This is a genomic window from Pseudomonas sp. NMI542_15 (assembly GCF_021283425.1).
In the GTDB taxonomy this organism is placed as follows: domain Bacteria; phylum Pseudomonadota; class Gammaproteobacteria; order Pseudomonadales; family Pseudomonadaceae; genus Aquipseudomonas; species Aquipseudomonas fortuita.
Genome location: NZ_JAJSRO010000003.1, coordinates 41,848 through 59,783, shown reverse-complemented (window position 1 = coordinate 59,783; position 17,936 = coordinate 41,848). Strand labels below are relative to the sequence as shown.

Annotated in this window: 15 protein-coding genes; 8 read left to right on the top strand and 7 right to left on the bottom strand. The window is 64.5% G+C overall.

Features of this window, described 5'->3' with window-relative positions; genetic code table 11:
• Positions 1-8: 8 nt before the first annotated feature.
• The 4 genes from ruvX to gshB all read right to left on the bottom strand — a co-directional run bounded on the left by ruvX (position 9) and on the right by gshB (position 3,091).
• On the bottom strand, positions 9-434 hold the full coding sequence (ruvX, locus tag LU684_RS06310; protein ID WP_016489546.1) for a Holliday junction resolvase RuvX: 426 nt from the start codon (positions 432-434) through the stop codon (positions 9-11).
• Positions 434-1,003 (bottom strand): YqgE/AlgH family protein, encoded by a 570-nt coding sequence (locus LU684_RS06305; protein WP_016489545.1) that lies wholly within the window; start codon positions 1,001-1,003, stop codon positions 434-436. Before LU684_RS06305 ends, ruvX begins: the two co-directional genes overlap by 1 nt.
• 137 nt (positions 1,004-1,140) lie before the next feature.
• On the bottom strand, positions 1,141-2,046 hold the full coding sequence (locus tag LU684_RS06300) for an energy transducer TonB (protein ID WP_016489544.1): 906 nt from the start codon (positions 2,044-2,046) through the stop codon (positions 1,141-1,143).
• Positions 2,047-2,137: 91 nt separating this feature from the next.
• Positions 2,138-3,091, bottom strand: a complete 954-nt coding sequence (gene gshB / locus LU684_RS06295; RefSeq protein WP_060516883.1) for a glutathione synthase — start codon at positions 3,089-3,091, stop codon at positions 2,138-2,140.
• 152 nt (positions 3,092-3,243) lie between these two features.
• Between gshB and LU684_RS06290 the strand changes: the two genes are divergently transcribed.
• From LU684_RS06290 to trhA, 7 genes are all read left to right on the top strand, one after another.
• Entirely contained in the window at positions 3,244-3,645 is a 402-nt protein-coding gene (locus LU684_RS06290; protein ID WP_016501972.1) for a response regulator, read from the top strand.
• Between the two features lie 47 nt (positions 3,646-3,692).
• Positions 3,693-4,058 carry a twitching motility response regulator PilH gene (gene pilH / locus LU684_RS06285; protein WP_016489541.1) on the top strand — a complete coding sequence of 122 codons (366 nt, stop codon included), beginning with the start codon at positions 3,693-3,695 and terminating at the stop codon, positions 4,056-4,058.
• Positions 4,055-4,609 carry a chemotaxis protein CheW gene (locus tag LU684_RS06280; protein ID WP_016489540.1) on the top strand — a complete coding sequence of 185 codons (555 nt, stop codon included), beginning with the start codon at positions 4,055-4,057 and terminating at the stop codon, positions 4,607-4,609. Before pilH ends, LU684_RS06280 begins: the two co-directional genes overlap by 4 nt.
• Positions 4,610-4,656: 47 nt before the next feature.
• Complete coding sequence (locus tag LU684_RS06275; protein WP_224372594.1) at positions 4,657-6,681, top strand: methyl-accepting chemotaxis protein; 2,025 nt, start codon at positions 4,657-4,659, stop codon at positions 6,679-6,681.
• A gap of 23 nt (positions 6,682-6,704) precedes the next feature.
• Entirely contained in the window at positions 6,705-11,645 is a 4,941-nt protein-coding gene (locus LU684_RS06270; protein ID WP_232894269.1) for a hybrid sensor histidine kinase/response regulator, read from the top strand.
• A complete protein-coding gene (locus tag LU684_RS06265) occupies positions 11,638-12,111 on the top strand; it encodes a chemotaxis protein CheW (protein ID WP_016489537.1) in 474 nt (157 codons plus the stop codon). The genes LU684_RS06270 and LU684_RS06265 overlap by 8 nt, the downstream gene beginning before the upstream one ends.
• Positions 12,112-12,269: 158 nt before the next feature.
• Positions 12,270-12,887, top strand: coding sequence for a PAQR family membrane homeostasis protein TrhA (gene trhA, locus LU684_RS06260; protein WP_070086476.1), 618 nt, complete (start codon positions 12,270-12,272; stop codon positions 12,885-12,887).
• Here trhA and LU684_RS06255 read toward each other — a convergent pair whose 3' ends face one another.
• From LU684_RS06255 to LU684_RS06245, 3 genes are all read right to left on the bottom strand, one after another.
• On the bottom strand, positions 12,888-13,607 hold the full coding sequence (locus tag LU684_RS06255; protein WP_023048334.1) for a 16S rRNA (uracil(1498)-N(3))-methyltransferase: 720 nt from the start codon (positions 13,605-13,607) through the stop codon (positions 12,888-12,890).
• 147 nt (positions 13,608-13,754) lie between these two features.
• A complete protein-coding gene (locus LU684_RS06250) occupies positions 13,755-15,161 on the bottom strand; it encodes an adenosylmethionine--8-amino-7-oxononanoate transaminase (protein WP_232894268.1) in 1,407 nt (468 codons plus the stop codon).
• Between the two features lie 79 nt (positions 15,162-15,240).
• Positions 15,241-15,732, bottom strand: coding sequence for a hypothetical protein (locus LU684_RS06245; RefSeq protein ID WP_016489533.1), 492 nt, complete (start codon positions 15,730-15,732; stop codon positions 15,241-15,243).
• Between the two features lie 211 nt (positions 15,733-15,943).
• On the opposite strand from LU684_RS06245, the gene LU684_RS06240 reads away from it, so the two are divergent.
• Positions 15,944-17,809, top strand: coding sequence for a flavin monoamine oxidase family protein (locus LU684_RS06240; RefSeq protein ID WP_232894267.1), 1,866 nt, complete (start codon positions 15,944-15,946; stop codon positions 17,807-17,809).
• The last annotated feature ends 127 nt before the right edge of the window (positions 17,810-17,936 follow it).

Genomic DNA, 17,936 nt, shown 5'->3' with positions numbered 1-17,936 from the left:
AAAGATGATCAGGTATTGGCCTCCAGCCAGCCTTGCAGCAACAGGGCGGCGGCGATGGCATCGACCGGGTTGTCGCGGTAGCTGCCGCGCTGGCCGCCACGGGCCATGCGTTCGCCTTTGGCTTCGAAGGTGGTCAGGCGTTCGTCGTGGGTATGAACCGGCAGGTTGAAACGGCCGTTAAGGCGGCGGGCGAACTTCTCGGCGCGGGCGCTCATTTCGCTGGGTGTGCCGTCCATGTTCAACGGCAGGCCGACGACAATGGCATCGGGTTTCCACTCATTGATGAGCTTTTCCACCTGAGCCCAGTCCGGCACGCCGTTCTGCGCCTTCAGGGTGCACAGCTCGCGTGCCTGCCCGGTGATCACCTGGCCGACGGCCACGCCAATCTGTTTGCTGCCGTAGTCGAAACCCAGCAAGAGGCGTAGTTCGGCCATCAGGCGTGGCCCGCCTGGCTGGTCAGCAAGTGCAGGTTGATCCCCAGGCTGGCGGCCGCTGCTTCAAGGCGCAGGTCGCTGGCCCGGTCAAAGATGATTTGCGCGTCGAACGGGCAGTTGAGCCAGGCGTTGTCGGCCAGTTCCGCTTCCAGCTGGCCCGCCTCCCAGCCGGCATAACCCAGTGTGATCAGGCTCTGTTTCGGGCCTACCCCTGCGGCAATCGCAAGCAACACATCCTGCGATGTGCTCAGTGACAGCCCTTCCAGGGCCACGGTGGCCTGGAAGCTGCATTCGCTGCTGTGCAGCACGAAGCCGCGATCGGTCTGCACCGGGCCGCCCTGGTAGATCGGCACCTGCAGGGTGCTGGCCGGCGGCGTTTCGTCCGGGCGCAGCTGCTCGAGGATGTCGGCCAGGCTCAGTTCCTGCGGCCGGTTGACCACCAGGCCCATGGCGCCATGTTCATTGTGCTCGACAATGTACGTGAGGGTCTGGGCGAAGTTCGGATCGGCCATGTGCGGCATGGCGATCAGGAACTGGTGCTTGAGATAGCTCGGGGCGAGGGTTTTCATGGGGATAGTGTGGCGCCAGGCGGCGAGGCTGACAAGGTGCGGATTTGTGTCGCTTGGTTGGCGGCTGTCTTGAGGTTTTTGGCGCTTATGAGATCGAGCGCCACCGCATATAGCAAGCCCTACACCGAGGCCCTGAGTCAGTTGCTGGACAAACGGTCCCCACGGGCAAAGCGCCAGGTGCGGATGATCTCCAGCCGGTCAAACTCGGCCAAATCCCCGGTGAACGGTGCAAACGGCGCTGCCAGCCGCACGATGCGTTGCGCTGCCTGGTCCAGCACCTGCTGCCCGGACGATTCCAGTACCAGCACTTCGTACAGCGATCCATCGCGGTTGATCGACACCATCATGCGCAAGTTGCCGTAGATCTGTTGCCGACGTGCTTCGTCGGGGTAGTTCAGGTTGCCCACCCGTTCGACCTTCTTGCGCCACTCTTCCTTGTACCAGGCGCCCTTGTCGCGCATGGTCGAGGCGGCGTTCAGGCGGTGGATGCGCGGGCGCTTGGCGTACATCTGCTGTTCGTTGGACAGCTCCGCCTCCAGGCTGGCGATCTGGCTGGACAGCTGGGAGCTGTCGAAGTCTGGCGCGGGCGCCGCCGGCTTGGGCTGTGCCTTGCTTTCCTTGGGCTTGGGTTCGACCTTCTGCGGCTTGGGCGCAGTCGTTACTACCGCCGACTTTTGTGGGGTAGGGGGGGGTACCACCTCGGGCCTGGCGGCGGGTGGCGGGGTGATCTTGTTGATCTTGCTGTCCTGGAACGGCGCCAGTTCGGTGGTGGTGGGCACCGCTTTCTTGTCCAGCGTGCCGCTGCCCTGCTGGTTTTCCTGAGCCTGGAAATCGGCCTTCTCGGGCGCTTTCTCGCTCTTGAAGGTGGCCAGGGTGATGTCCATGGTGTGGCGGATTTCGGCAGGCTTGACCACGGTAAAGCCGACGCCAAGAATCAGCGCCAGGTGCACCAGGGCAGCCAGGAACAGGGTAAAGCCGAGCCGGTCCACCGGGCGAACACGGGGCGGCAGCAGGTCGGAGGGGATGTCAGCGGGCAGCGTCATCAGGTATCCAGCAACTGCAGGGCGGGGCAGCAGCTCAGTCGATTAGGACCGGCATCATACCCCACTCTGCGGTTTAGCTTCGCGTTGGCTGTCAGCGCGCCTTGAGCTTGCGATCAATGGCATCCATCAATTTGCCACCGATATCGGTGTTGTAGGCAGCATCGATCTCGCGGATGCAGGTGGGGCTGGTGACGTTGATTTCGGTGAGGTAGTCGCCGATCACGTCCAGGCCCACGAACAACAGGCCCTTCTCGCGCAGGGTCGGGCCGACCTGGGCGGCAATCCAGCGGTCGCGCTCGGTCAGCGGGCGCGCTTCGCCACGCCCGCCAGCGGCCAGGTTGCCACGGGTTTCGCCGCTGGCCGGAATACGCGCCAGGCAATAGTCCACCGGCTCGCCATCAATCATCAGGATGCGTTTGTCGCCGTCCTTGATCGCCGGCAGGTAGGCCTGGGCCATGATCTGCTGGGTGCCCAGCGCGGTCAGGGTTTCCAGGATCACCGACAGGTTGGGGTCGCCAGCCCGGTGGCGGAAGATCGACGTGCCGCCCATGCCATCCAGTGGCTTGAGGATCACGTCAACATGCTTGGCCGCGAATTCGCGAATGATGTCCGGGCGGCGGCTGACCAGGGTTGGGGTGGTGCACTGCGGGAACAGCGTGGCGAACATTTTTTCGTTGCAGTCGCGCAGGCTCTGCGGGCGGTTGACCACCAGCACCCCCTCATTCTCGGCCTGCTCCAGCAGGTAGGTGCTGTAGACGAACTCCATGTCGAAGGGCGGGTCCTTGCGCATCAGGATCACGTCCAGCTCGGCCAGCGGGCTGTCCTGCTCCTCGCCCAGCTCGAACCAGTGCGCCGGGTCGGCAAACACCTTCAGCGGGCGCATGCGGGCGCGGGCCTTGCTTTCGCCCTGGTACAGGTCTTGCTGTTCCATGTAGAACAGGCTCCAGCCGCGTGCCTGGGCGGCCAGCAGCATGGCCAGCGAACTGTCCTTCTTGTAGGAGATGGACGCGATGGGGTCCATGACAATGCCGAGGCGAACGCTCATGGGGTGGTTCCTCTTGGCGGCAGGTGGCCGCGATGGCGAAAGAAAAGTGGCTCAGGGTGGCGCCGCGAACGCCGCCGGTCAAGGGGCGGCGCAGATGGAATGGCCACCCGGAGTATGCTAAAAGTGCAGCTAATTTCCATTGGTAGGCGTCTATGGAACAACCCCTGAAGGTGATGGTGATCGACGATTCGCGCACGATCCGCCGCACCGCCCAGATGTTGCTCGGTGAAGCGGGCTGCGAGGTGATCACCGCCAGCGATGGCTTCGATGCCCTGGCCAAGATCGTCGACCACCAGCCCAGCATCATCTTCGTTGATGTGCTGATGCCGCGCCTGGACGGCTACCAGACCTGCGCCGTGATCAAGCACAACAGTGCTTTCAAGGACACCCCGGTGATCCTGCTGTCGTCGCGCGATGGCCTGTTCGACAAGGCCCGCGGCCGGGTGGTCGGCTCTGATCAGTTCCTGACCAAACCGTTCAGCAAGGAAGAGCTGCTCGACGCGATCCGCGCCCACGTGCCCGGGTTTACCGCGCCTCCACAACACGCACCCTGACCGCGCCCCGCCATGGCACGGCCTTACTTTCCTGATGGGGAAACAGCATGGCCCGAGTTCTGATTGTCGACGACTCGCCGACAGAGATGTACAAATTGGCCGGATGGCTTGAAAAGCACGGTCATGAGGTGCTCAAAGCCAGCAACGGTGCCGATGGCGTGGCGCTGGCGCGTCAGGCAAAGCCCGATGCAGTGTTGATGGATATCGTCATGCCTGTTCTCAACGGCTTTCAGGCCACCCGGCAATTGAGCAAGGACCCCGAGACCAGCGCCATTCCAGTATTGGTCGTTACCACCAAAGACCAGGAAACCGATCGCATCTGGGCAAAACGCCAGGGTGCGAGGGGTTTCGTGACCAAGCCCGTGGAAGAAGACGACCTGATCGCCAAGCTCAAAGAAGTGCTGGGCGCTTGACCACCCGCCCGCAAGGCGCGTCGCTGACCGCCTTCGAGCTGTTGCTGGACATTGACCGGCGCTGCCGCCTGCTGGTTGCCGACCAACCGCCGCAAGACAACCGCCTGCAACAGTGGAGCGGTATCGGTTTTCGCATTGCCGGGCAGTGGTTTGTCGCGCCCATGGGTGAGGTGGCCGAGGTGCTGCGTGAACCGCGCAGCAGCCGCGTCCCCGGTGTGCAGCCATGGGTGTGCGGGGTAGCCAACCTGCGCGGCCGGTTGTTGCCGGTGATGGACCTGAGCAGCTTCTTCGGCCTGGGCCACGCCGCCCCGGGCAAGCAACGGCGGGTACTGGTGCTGGACCACGAGGCCCTGTTCGTCGGCCTGCTGGTGGACGAGGTACTGGGCTTGCAGCACTTTGACCTGGACAGCCTGCAGCTGTCGCCGCCGCAGCCACTGCTGCGCGCCGCTGCTCGTTTTGTGCAGGGGCATTTCCCGCGTGAACGCAATTGGGCGATCTTCAGCCCCTTCGCCCTGGCCCAGGCGCCGGGCTTTCTCGATGTGGCGTTATAGGACCTGCGAACGTGAACAAGCCTGCCACCTCCGTTACCGCGACCACCGTGAGCCCGCGTACCCGCAGCATCGCGCAGATCACTGTGCTGTTTTTGATCCTGATCCTGTCGATCATCCTGTTATTCGCCAACTTCGCGTACCTGAACACCCAATCCAATTACGACAAGCAGTACATCGGCCATGCCGGGGAACTGCGGGTGCTGTCGCAACGCATCGCCAAGAACGCCACTGAAGCCGCCACCGGCAAGGCCCTTGCATTCAAGCTGCTGTCGGATGCGCGCAACGATTTTGAGCGGCGCTGGGGCTACCTGCGCCAGGGTGACAAGTCCACCGGGCTGCCGCCCGCGCCGCCCACGGTGCGTGACGAGATGGAATCGGTACGCCGCGACTGGGAAAACCTGCGCAAGAACACCGACACCATCCTGGCCAGCGAGCAGACCGTGCTGTCGCTGCACCAGGTGGCGGCGACGCTGGCCGAAACCGTGCCGCAGTTGCAGGTGGAATACGAGAAGGTGGTTGAGATCCTGCTGCAAAGCGGCGCCCCGGCCAACCAGGTGGCGGTGGCCCAGCGCCAGTTGTTGCTGGCCGAGCGCATCCTCGGTTCGGTCAACACTGTGCTGGCCGGTGACGATGCCGCAGCCCAGGCGGCCGACGCTTTTGGCCGTGATGCCGGCCGCTTTGGCCAGGTGCTGGAGGGCATGCTCAGCGGCAACGCGGCAATCCAGATAACCCGCGTCGAAGACGCCGACGCCCGCGCGCGGCTGGCGGAAATCGCCGAACTGTTCCAGTTCGTCGCCGGTTCTGTGGATGAAATCCTCGAAACCTCGCCCGAACTGTTCCGCGTGCGCGAAGCTGCCGGCAACATCTTCAGCCTGTCGCAAACCCTGCTCGACGAAGCGTCGCACCTGGCCAACGGTTTCGAGAACCTGGCCGGCGGGCGCACCCTCGATACTGTGGGCGGCTATGCCCTGGGCGTGCTGGCGCTGGCCTCGATCATTCTCATCGGCCTGGTCATGGTGCGCACCACCAACCGCCAGCTGCGCGAAACGGCGGAAAAGAACGAACGCAACCAGCAGGCGATCATGCGCCTGCTCGACGAAATCGAAGAGCTGGCCGATGGCGACCTGACCGTGACCGTATCGGTAACCGAAGACTTTACCGGCGCCATTGCCGACTCGATCAACTATTCCGTAGACCAGCTGCGCGACCTTGTGGCCACCATCAACCACAGCGCCGTGCAGGTGGCCGCAGCCGTGCAGGACACGCAAAACACCGCTCGCCAGCTGGCCAAGGCCTCCGAGCACCAGGCCGAGCAGATCAGCGAGGCCTCCGAAGCCGTCGGCGACATGGTCGAGTCGATCGACCGGGTATCCGCGCATGCCTACGAATCGGCCAAGGTGGCCGAACGCTCGGTGGCCATCGCCAACAAGGGTAACGAGGTGGTCCACAACACCATCAATGGCATGGACAACATTCGCGAGCAGATCCAGGACACCGCCAAGCGGATCAAGCGCCTGGGTGAGTCTTCTCAGGAAATCGGCGACATTGTCAGCCTGATCGACGACATTGCCGACCAGACCAACATCCTTGCCCTTAACGCGGCGATCCAGGCCTCGCTGGCCGGTGAGGCCGGCCGTGGGTTTGCCGTGGTCGCCGACGAGGTGCAGCGCCTGGCCGAACGCTCATCATCGGCTACCCGCCAGATAGAGGCGCTGGTGCGCACCATCCAGGCCGACACCAACGAGGCCGTGATCTCCATGGAGCAGACCACCGCCGAAGTGGTGCGCGGCGCCCGCCTGGCCCAGGATGCCGGGGTGGCGCTGGCCGAAATCGAAGGCGTATCGCAGAACCTGGCCGACCTGATCCACAGCATCTCCGACGCTGCCCAGTTGCAGACCTCGTCGGCCGGGCAGATCTCACACACCATGGCGGTCATCCAGCAGATTACCGCGCAGACCTCCGCCGGCTCCGGGGCCACTGCCGACAGCATCCGCCACCTGGCCCGCATGGCCAGCGAGATGCGCCGGTCGGTGTCCGGCTTCACCCTGCCGCCACCTGCCGAGCCCAAGTGAAGCGCCGCTTTGAGGAAGTGACAATGGCATCTGTTGCTGTAAGCCCCGAGCGCCACGACACGGTGGCGCTGGCCTGGACCAAGGCTGCCATCCTCGACTGCCTGGGCCAGGCGCGTCAGGCGCTGGAGCGTTTCGCCGGCGAGCCAGGCGACCTGTCGATACTCGCCTTTGTGGTCGACAACCTGCACCAGGTGCATGGCTGCCTGCGCATGCTCGAGCTGCGAGGTGCGACGCGTCTGGCCGAAGAACTGGAGCTGTTCGCCAAGGCCATGGCCGACGGCCAGGTGAGCCCACGGGGTGATTGCCTGGGTGCGCTGTTCCGGGGCCTGGAGCAGTTGCCCTCATACCTTGAGCGCTTGCGCGGTGCCCGCCACGACCTGCCATTGGTGATGCTGCCGCTGCTCAACCAGCTGCGCGCCTGCCGTGGCATCGAGCCGCTGGCCCAGGCCAGCCTGATCAGCGGTGCTGCGCAGCGCTTTGCCGGCTCTGACGACCTGGCCAACCTCGACCTCTCGCTGGGCAACTGGCGCGAACAGTTGCAGGCCGGGCCGGGCCGCGATGCCCTGCGCTCGGTGGTGACCGCACTGTGCGACGACCTTATGCGCATCAAGGAGCGCCTGGACCAGTTCGTGCGCAGCGACCGCCAGCACAGCGAGCAGCTTGATGCCCTGCTGGCGCCGCTGCGCCACGTGGCTGATACGCTGGCTGTACTGGGCTTCCAGCAACCACGGCGGGTGATCATCGACCAGGTGTTGGCGCTGCAGGCCCTGGCTCAGGGCGAACGAGCCGTGGACGACGCGGTGTTGATGGATGTAGCGGGCGCCTTGTTGTATGTGGAAGCCTCCCTGAATGGCATGGTCGGCCCACTGGAGGAAAACGGCCAGGCCGGCCTGCCAGGCTCGGACCTGGCCGAGATACGCCAGCTGGTGCTGAACGAATCGCTGAACGTGTTGCAGCAGGCCAAGGACCTGATCGGTGACTATGTGGAGTCCGACTGGCCCCGGCAGCGCCTGCAGCCCTTGCCAGGGCTGTTGCAGCAGGTTCGCGGGGCCTTGGCCATGTTGATGCTGCCCGCCGTGGCCGAGCTGCTTGCCGGCTGTGCAAGCTATGTGCAGCGTTGGTTGCAGCACCTGGAGGAGGAGCCGCCTGCCGACGAGCTGACCCACCTGGCCGAGGCCCTCAGCGCCGCTGAATGCTACCTGCAGTGGCGGGTGGCCGACCCGCTGGCGGATGGCCAGCCGTTCATCGACATGGCGTGTGCCAGCCTGGCGGCGTTGGGTGTGCACTGTGCGCAGGCGGATGCCCGAGCGGGCCTGGATGCCAATGGCGATGGCATCGATGACGAACTGCGCGAGGTGTTTCTCGAGGAAGCGGGCGAGTTGCTGCCGGAAATCGAGCGTCACTGGCTGCGCTGGCGTGCCGATAACCAGCAGCGCGGGGCGCTGGGGGAAGTGCGCCGTGCGCTGCATACCCTCAAAGGCAGTGGCCGCATGGTGCATGCCGAGGCGGTGGCCGAACTTGCCTGGGGCGCCGAGCACCTGCTGAACCGGGTGCTGGAGGGCCGCAGCGCGCTCAGCCCGGAAGGCGTGGTGGCCCTGCAACAGGTGTTCGTCCATTTGCCCGATCTGCTGGCGGACTTTGCCACCGGCCAGCTGCCGCAATTGACCGAAATCGAACAACTGGCCGGGCACCTGCATGCCTTGGCTGAAAACGATGCACCGGCGGCCAGTATCGATGGCCTTGAGCCACAGTTGCTGGATATCTTCCGCAGTGAGGCGCAGGGCCACCTGGCCAGCCTTGATGATTTCCTGCAGGGCGCCGACGGCCACGACACGCCGGTCAGCGATGGCCTGCAACGTGCCCTGCACACGCTCAAGGGCAGTGCCGCCATGGCCGGGGTGATGCCGATCGCTGAGCTGGCCACCGCCTTCGACCGCCTGGCCCGTGAATACAAGGGCCATCAGTTGCCACTGCAAATGGCCGAGATCGAATGGCTGGAAGCCGCGCGCTCGCTGTTCCATCTGGGCCTGGCGCAACTCGACAGCACACCACTGGCCGCCATCCCTGGCGCCGCGGAGCTGATCGAAGCGGTTGGCCAGGCAGTCGATAGCCGCCTGGCCAGCGGGCATGACGACCCGCAGCATGCCCGGCGTAGCAAGCGCGACCCGCAGCTGGTTGCCAGTTTTCTGGCCCAGGCCATGGACATTCTGCTTGATGCCGAGTCGTTGTTGTCGCGCTGGCAGCAACAGCCCGGCCAGCGCGACGCGCTGGATACCCTGCTCGACCAGATGACCAGCCTGGGCCATGCCGCGCACCTGGCCGACTTGTGGCAGATGGATGACGTGTGCGAGGCCTTGCTCGATCTGTATGGCGCCGTGGAAGAGGGCAGCCTGCCAGCCGATGCACGCTTTTTCGCCCACACGCAGCGGGCCCATGAGGCACTGCTGGACATGCTCGACGAAGTAGCGGCGGGGCAGGACATCGTGTCACGCCCGGAACTGGTCGATGGCCTGCGCACGCTGCTGGACCAGGCATTGGCACCGGATACCACCGGCCTGGTGGGCATCGACAAGGTGACACCGCTGCACCCGGACATGGACCTGAGCGGTACTTTGGGGCTGTCGCATGACCCTTCGCTGCCAGAGGTGGGTGAGCCACTGCCAGACGAGCCGGAAAGCCCAGGCGAAGAGTTGCTGGAAGTGTTCCTCGAAGAAAGCTCGGACATTGTCGAGAGCGCCGCTGCCGCCCTGGCGCGCTGGCAGGCCGACCCGCGTAGCAGCGTCGAGGTGGACAACCTGATGCGCGACCTGCACACCCTGAAGGGTGTGGCGCGCATGGTTGAAATTGCCCCCATCGGTGACCTGGCACACGAACTGGAATTTCTGTACGAGCTGCTGGCTGCCGGGCGTTTGCCGCCGAGCCCGCCACTGTTCGCGCTGTTGCAGAATTGCCATGATCGCCTGGCGCACATGCTGGATGCCGTACGCCTGGGGCAGCCGTTGCATGCGGCCACGGCACTGATCGACTATATCCGTAACTTCAGCAGCGCGGCCCTGACCGACAGTGCGGCCGGCCAAGGGCCTGTCGAGGCAGCCGCCAGCGAGTTGCCGGCGGCAGCGCCAGAGCGGGCCGCAGGCGACATGGTCAAGGTTGATGCCGAGTTGCTCGATGACCTGGGCAACCTGGCTGGCGAGCACTCGATCATTCGTGGGCGCATCGAGCAGCAGGTCAACGATGCGCAGTTCGCCCTCAACGAGATGGAAACCACCCTGGAGCGCATGCGCGACCAGTTGCTGCGCCTGGATAACGAGACCCAGGGGCGGATCTCCAGCCGGCAGCCGTTCGAAGGCGATGCCTACGACGACTTCGATCCCCTGGAAATGGACCGCCATTCGCAGTTGCAGCAATTGTCGCGGGCCTTGTTCGAGTCTGCCTCGGACTTGCTCGACCTGAAGGAAACCCTGGCCCAACGCGCCCAGGAGGCCTACAGCCTTCTGCAGCAGCAGGCCAGGGTGAACAGCCAGTTGCAGGAAGGCCTGACCGCCACTTTGATGGTGCCCTTCGAACGCCTGGTGCCACGCCTGCAGCGTGTGGTGCGGCAGGTGGCCAGCGAACTGGGCAAGCAGGTGGAACTGGTGGTCGGCAACGCCGAGGGCGAACTGGACCGCAGTGTGCTCGAGCGCATGGTCGCACCGCTGGAGCACATGCTGCGCAACGCTGTCGACCATGGCCTGGAAAGCCGCGAAGCACGGCTGGCCGCTGGCAAACCGGAGCAGGGCACCATCCACCTGAATTTGCTGCACGAAGGTGCCGATATCGTTATCGAAATGACTGACGACGGTGCCGGTGTGCCACTCGACGCGGTACGGCGCAAGGCCATCAAGCGCGGCCTGCTGGATCCGCACGCAGACTTGAGCGATCACGAGATCCTGCAGTTCATCCTGCGCCCGGGGTTTTCCACCGCCGAGAAGATCACCCAGATTTCCGGGCGCGGTCTGGGCATGGATGTGGTGCACGAGGAGGTCAAGCAGCTCGGTGGCTCGATGAGCATCGAGTCGGCCCAGGGCAAGGGTGCACGCTTCTTGATCCGGCTGCCGTTCACCGTATCGATCAACCGTGCGCTGATGGTGCACCTGGGCGAAGAGCAGTACGCCATCCCGCTCAATACCATCGAGGGCATTGTCCGCGTGCCGCCGGCAGAGCTCGCAGCGTGCTATCAGCTGGACACGCCGCGCTATGTCTACGGCGGCCACGAATACGAGCTGCGTTACCTGGGCGAGTTGCTGCAAGGTGTGCCGCGCCCCGCGCTGCTGGGGCAGAGCGTGCCGTTGCCAGTGCTGCTGGTGCATTCCAAGGAGCAGTCGTTCGCCATCCAGGCCGACAGCCTGTCGCCCAGCCGCGAGATCGTGGTGAAGAGCCTGGGGCCACAGTTTGCTGCGGTGGCCGGGTTGTCGGGGGCGACATTGCTGGGTGACGGGCGGGTCGTGCTGATTCTCGACCTGCTCGGCCAGCTGCGCGGCCAGCAGCGGCGCCTGGCACGTTTGCCCGGCGGCGAAGCCCAGCGCCAACTGCTCGGCCCGGCGCCGCGGCGTGCGTTGCTGGTGATGGTGGTGGATGACTCGGTGACCGTGCGCAAAGTCACCAGCCGCCTGCTGGAACGCCACGGCATGAGCGTGCTGACGGCCAAGGACGGGGTTGATGCCATGGCCCTGCTGGAAGACCACCGCCCCGACGTGTTGCTGCTGGACATCGAAATGCCGCGCATGGACGGCTTCGAGGTGGCCACACGCATTCGCCGTGACGAGCGGCTGAAAGACCTGCCCATCATCATGATCACCTCGCGCACCGGGCAGAAGCACCGCGACCGTGCCATGGCCATCGGCGTCAACGAATACCTGGGCAAACCGTACCAGGAGTCGCTGCTGTTGCAGAGTATCGCCCATTGGAGCCAGCCCCATGCTTGAACTGATTTCCGGCCAGCGCAGCAGCCTGACCGGGCTGTTGCTGCCTTTGGGTGATCGCACCCTGGTGCTGCCCAACGTGGCGGTGGCTGAGTTGAGCGGGCAGCGCAACCTGGTGTGCCAGCCCGGCGACCCCGCCTGGCACCTGGGCTGGATCGACTGGCGGCAGCAGCGCCTGCCGCTGATCGGCTTCGAGGCGGCGTGTGGGGGTGAAACCCCGTGCGGTGAGCGGGCCCGGGTAGTCGTGCTCAACGCACTGGGTGATACCGGCCTGCGCTACCTGGCGCTGTTGCTGCAAGACATCCCGCGCTCGTGCAAGCTCGACAGCCAGCTGAACTACGTGGACGTGGCGCTGGGCAGGCTGGAGCTGGCGGCGGTGCAGGTGGGCGAGCAGGTGGCTCGGGTGCCGGACCTGGTTGCACTGGAAAGGCTGGTGCGTGACGCGGATCTGCAACCTGACCTTGGCTAGGATGATGCTTGTGCGGGCCTCTTCGCGGGCAAGCCCGCTCCCACAGGTACACCACTGACCTTGAGTCCTGTGCATTACCTGTGGGAGCGGGCATGCCCGCGAAGAGGCCATCAGCATCACATCAGGAACCCAGCCCACCTGAAGAGGTCTGTGTTTGCATGTATTACGGTGAACGCTTCAATGCCTGGACCCACCTGGTCGGTGCTGTCCTGGCCTGTATCGGTGCCATCTGGCTGATCGTGGTCGCGGGCCTGCAAGGGGACCCGTGGAAGATCGTCAGTTTCTCCATCTACGGCAGCACCCTGCTGTTGCTGTACAGCATTTCCACCCTGTACCACAGCACCCGCGGGCGGGCCAAGGTAATCATGCGCAAGCTCGATCACCTTTCTATCTACCTGCTGATCGCCGGCAGTTACACGCCATTCTGCCTGGTCAGCCTGCGCGGCCCCTGGGGCTGGAGCCTGTTCGGCGTGGTCTGGGGGCTGGCGGTGATCGGTATGCTGCAAGAGATCAAGCCGCGTTCCGAGGCGCGGATCCTGTCGATCATCATTTATGCCGTGATGGGCTGGATCGTGCTGGTGGCAGTGAAACCGTTGCTGCAATCGCTGGGCAGCGCCGGCTTTGCCTGGTTGGCCGCCGGCGGGGTGTTCTACACCGTGGGCATCATCTTCTTCGCGCTCGACAGCCGCTTGCGCCACGCTCACGGCATCTGGCACCTGTTCGTGATTACCGGCAGCCTGCTGCATTTCGTGGCGGTGTCGTTCTACGTGCTCTAGTCAAAAGTCGCCCCACAGTTGCTGTGCCACCGACAGCGCCACAACGGGCGCAGTTTCAGTGCGCAGCACGCGCGGGCCGAGGCGGGCGGCGTGGAAGCCGGACGCTTTGGCCTGCTCGACTTCGGCCTCGCTCAGGCCGCCTTCGGGGCCGATCAGAAACGCCAGGGTCGCAGGTTTTTCGTGGCTGGTAAGCGGCTCGGCCACCGGGTGCAGGACCAGTTTCAGGTCCGCCTTGGTGCTGCCCAGCCATTCGGCCAGGGTCACGGGTGGGTGGATGACCGGCAAGGTAGAACGACCGCATTGTTCACAGGCGCTGATTGCCACTTGCCGCCAATGGGCCAGGCGCTTGTCGGCGCGCTCGTCTTTCAGCCGCACTTCGCAGCGCTCGCTGACGATCGGGGTGATTGCATTGGCGCCCAGCTCGGTGGCCTTCTGGATCGCCCAATCCATACGCTCGCCGCGGGACAGGCCTTGGCCGAGGTGCACGTGCAGCGGTGAATCGGCCTGGCCGGCAATGGCCCGGTCAAGGTTGACGCGTACGGTTTTCTTGCCCACTTCAAGCAGCTGACCGAGGTATTCCTGGCCGCTGCCGTCGAATAGCTGCACGGCGTCGCCGGGGGCCATGCGCAGTACGCGGCCGATGTAGTGGGCCTGGGCTTCAGGCAGGTCGTGCTCGCCAAGGCTCAGGGGGGCGTCGATGAAGAAGCGGGACAGTCTCATGGGTTTGCTCGGTAAATAGAGAGACACAGATCCCCTGTGGGAGCGGGCGTGCCCGCGAATCAGGCGCTGCGGTGCCTGGCAAGGGCTTCGCCCTTGTTCGCGAGCACGCTCGCACCCACAGGAAAAGTGGTGTGGCGAATTGCCGGGCTAGCCCGGGTCGCGGAAATCGGGGTGGAAGTTGGCCGGCACGGCAACACTGACGCTGTCGCGGGTGGCGATGTCGATGCCTTCGCTGGCGACCTCGGCAAGGAAATCGATCTGCTCAGGGGTGATCACGTACGGTGGCAGGAAGTACACCACGCTGCCCAGCGGCCGCAGCAAGGCGCCGCGGGTCAGGGCATGCTCGAACACCTTCAGGCCGCGACGCTCCTGCCAGGGGTAGGCCACTTTGCCAGCCTTGTCCTGAACCATTTCGATAGCCAGGGCCATGCCGGTCTGGCGGATTTCGGCAACGTGAGCATGCTCGGCCAGGTGCGCAGTGGCGGTGGCCATGCGCGTGGCCAGGGCCTTGTTGGCTTCGATCACGTTGTCCTGCTCGAAGATATCCAGGGTCGCCAGCGCCGCAGCACAAGCCAGCGGGTTGCCGGTGTAGCTGTGCGAGTGCAGGAACGCGCGCAGGGTCGGGTAGTCGTCATAGAACGCCTGGTAGACCTTGTCGGTGGTCAGGCAGGCGGCCAGCGGCAGGTAGCCACCGGTCAGGGCCTTGGACAGGCACAGGAAGTCCGGGCGGATACCGGCCTGTTCGCAGGCGAACATCGTGCCGGTGCGGCCAAAGCCCACGGCGATTTCGTCGTGGATCAGGTGCACGTCATAGCGGTCGCAGGCCTCGCGCAGCAGCTTGAGGTACACCGGGTGGTACATGCGCATGCCGCCGGCACCCTGGATCAGCGGCTCGACGATCACGGCGCTGATCGAGGCATGGTGTTCGGCCAGGGTCTGCTCCATGGCGGCGAACATGTTGCGCGAATGCGCCTCCCAGCTCATGCCCTCGGGGCGCAGGTAGCAGTCGGGGCTAGGCACCTTGATCGTGTCCAGCAGCAACGCCTTGTAGGTTTCGGTGAACAGCGGCACATCACCTACCGACATGGCGGCGATGGTTTCGCCGTGGTAGCTGTTGGTCAGAGTGACGAAGCGCTTCTTGCCCGGCTTGCCGACGTTCTGCCAGTAGTGGAAGCTCATCTTCAGCGCCACTTCGATACAGGACGAGCCGTTGTCGGCGTAGAACACCCGGTCAAGGCCGGCCGGGGTCATGGCCACCAGGCGCTCGGACAGCTCGATTACCGGCTGATGGCTGAAACCGGCCAGGATCACGTGCTCCAGTTGGTCGACCTGGTCCTTGATGCGCTGGTTGATGCGCGGGTTGGCGTGGCCGAACACATTGACCCACCAGCTGCTCACCGCGTCCAGGTAGCGCTTGCCTTCGAAGTCCTCAAGCCACACGCCTTCGCCGCGCTTGATCGGGATCAGCGGCAGCTGCTCGTGGTCTTTCATCTGGGTACAGGGGTGCCACAGGACCTTGAGGTCACGTTGCATCCACTGATCGTTGAGGCCCATGGGCACTTCTCCTGGCTTTGCGGCGTGGTTCGACCGCGTAAGCCTAAGCAATGCCGCAGGGCAGGACAACCGCTGCCTTTCAATGACGTTGGGTGCCGGTCCATTCCAGCCGGCGGATGTGCACGGTTCCGGCCTGCGAAGTGGAGATGGTCAGGCGGCGGAAGGGGCCGTCGATCACCTGGTGGTAGGGGTACGTGGCAATGGGGCCGGGGCGCAGGTCGCTAAACCCGCTGCCTTCCACTGTGAGCCAGTAAAAGGTGCGCGGGACCGGGGCGACCAGGTCGTAATCAACCCTTTCAGCATCGAACAGCATGTGCAGGTCGTCGCAGAGAAAGTCGCTGACTACGTAGTATTCCAGGCGCAGGCACTCGACTTCCTGGGCGAAGACGATTTCTACGTCGCTGTGTTCACCGATGACCAGTTCGGTACCGTCTTCACCCTTGAACGCTTCATGAAAGCCGGTCCAAGAGGTGCTGTTGGAGCGGATACTTAGGCCGGAGGCTGTATGAAGCGTTTTTTTGTGCCATAGAAACTGCCGTTCGACGTGTTGGAAGTGCTCCTCGAAGATCATGCGCATGCCCTCCTGGCGGGGCTTCTGGCCAGTTTCGCCAGCTTCGCCTGCCGCCGTGTGACATGGCTACTGGCAAAAATGTCAGTTGCCAAAAGGACTTGATGTCACTGCGCTGGCAGGGCCGGCGGAGCTGACGTATTCTTAACGCATCTCTCTCGGGGCATTCCTGCCTCTCCCTGTTTCTGTAACCTCTGACTCGGAGTTCGCCGACATGGCTGCTGCTTGGGTGCGCCTGTGCGCGTTGGTATTGATTGGTGTCACCAGCGGCGCCGCGCTGGCAAAGGACAAGACGCCCACGGCGATTGTCGTGGGTGGCGGCCTGGCTGGCCTGACGGCAGCCTATGAGCTGCAGGACAAAGGCTGGCAGGTGACCCTGCTGGAGGCCAAATCGGGCATGGGTGGGCGTTCGGGCCTGGCCACCAGCGAGTGGATCGGCAATGCCAAGGCGCAGCCGGTGCTCAACCATTACCTGGACCGTTTCAAGCTTGAAACACTGGCGGCACCGGAGTTCGTGCGTACCCCTGGTTACCTCATCGACGGTGAGTACTTCAGCGCCACCGACCTGGCCACCAAGCAACCGGCTACCGCCGAAGCGCTCAAGCGCTACGAGAAAACCCTCGATGACTTGGCCCGTTCAATCGATGACCCGCTGAACCCGCAGGCAACCAGCACGCTGTTCGCACTCGACCAGATCAACGTCTCCACCTGGCTGGACAAACTGCAACTGCCGGCCACTGCCCGTCAGCTGATCAACCAGCAGATCCGTACCCGTTACGATGAGCCGTCGCGTCTGTCGCTGCTGTATTTCGCCCAGCAGAATCGAGTGTACCGTGGTGTCAGCGACCGCGACCTGCGTGCCGCGCGCCTGCCCGGTGGCAGCCCGGTGCTGGCCCAGGCCTTCGTCAAGCAGCTGAAGACCATCAAGACCAGCTCACCTGTCACTGCCATCGTCCAGGACAAGGATGGTGTAACGGTCAAAGTTGGCAGTGTCGGCTACCAGGCGGATTACCTGGTCATGGCCGTACCACTGCGCGCCCTGGCCAAGATCCAGATGACTCCAGGCCTGGACAACCAGCACCTGGCGGCGCTCAAAGGCACCAATTATGGCTGGCGCGACCAGCTGATGCTCAAGTTCAAGAAGCCCGTGTGGGAAAGCCGCGCGCGCATGTCGGGCGAAATCTTCAGTAATACCGGCCTCGGCATGCTGTGGATCGAGCCCGCGCTCAAGGGCGGCGCCAACGTGGTGATCAACCTTTCCGGCGACAATGCCCGCCTGCTGCAGGCGTTTGGCGACAAGCAGATGGTCGACCAGGTGCTGATCCGCCTGCATGCGTTCTACCCGCAAGCCCGCGGTGCCTTTACCGGTTACGAGGTGAAGCGCTACAGCACCGATGCTGGTACTGGCGGCGCGTACCTGGCCTATGGCCCGGGGCAGATCAGCAAGTACTGGCGCCTGTGGGAGCGCCCAGTGCAGCGCATCACCTTTGCCGGTGAGCACACCGACGCCCTGTACCCAGGCACCCTGGAAGGCGCCCTGCGCAGTGGCCAGCGTGCGGCCAGCCAGGCGCAGGACCTGCTGGCCGGCAAGTCGTTCGACCCCGCCAAGGCGGTGCCGGTTGCGGCGGCAGCGGCAGCCGGTGCAGCGGCCACCAAGGACAGCAAGGGCGGGTTCTTCTCCAATATGTTTGGTGGTTCGTCCGATAAGGGCGACAAGGCTGACAAGGCGCCGGCCAAAGCTGAGCCTAAGCAGCCCGAAGAGGCCAAGCAGGACAAGCCAGGCTTCTTCAAACGCCTGTTCGGTGGGGCGCAAGCGCCAGAGGTGAAGGCTGAGCCAATCGCCAAAGCTGAGGAAGTGGCGCCGGCACCTGCGCCTGCTCCACAGGCCGCGCCGGCCCCGGCAGCGCCTGCGCCTGTAGCCAAGGAACCGGCTGCCAAGCCTGCGGCAACCAAGGCCGCCCCGGCCAAGCATGCCCCGGCGCACAAGCCAGCTCCCAAGCCTGCCGAAACCAAGAAGGCGACAGCCAAATCCGAGCCGACCAAGAAACCTGTGGCCAATAACCAGGCCAAGGCTGGCTGATTGATCGAAGGTGCTGGCTGCTCCCACAGAGTCCCCGCTAACTCCCTGAGTTAGCGGGGACTCTGTGGGAGCGGGCTTGCCCCGCGAACACCGGCAAAGCCGGTGCCAGACACCGCGTGCCCTCCTT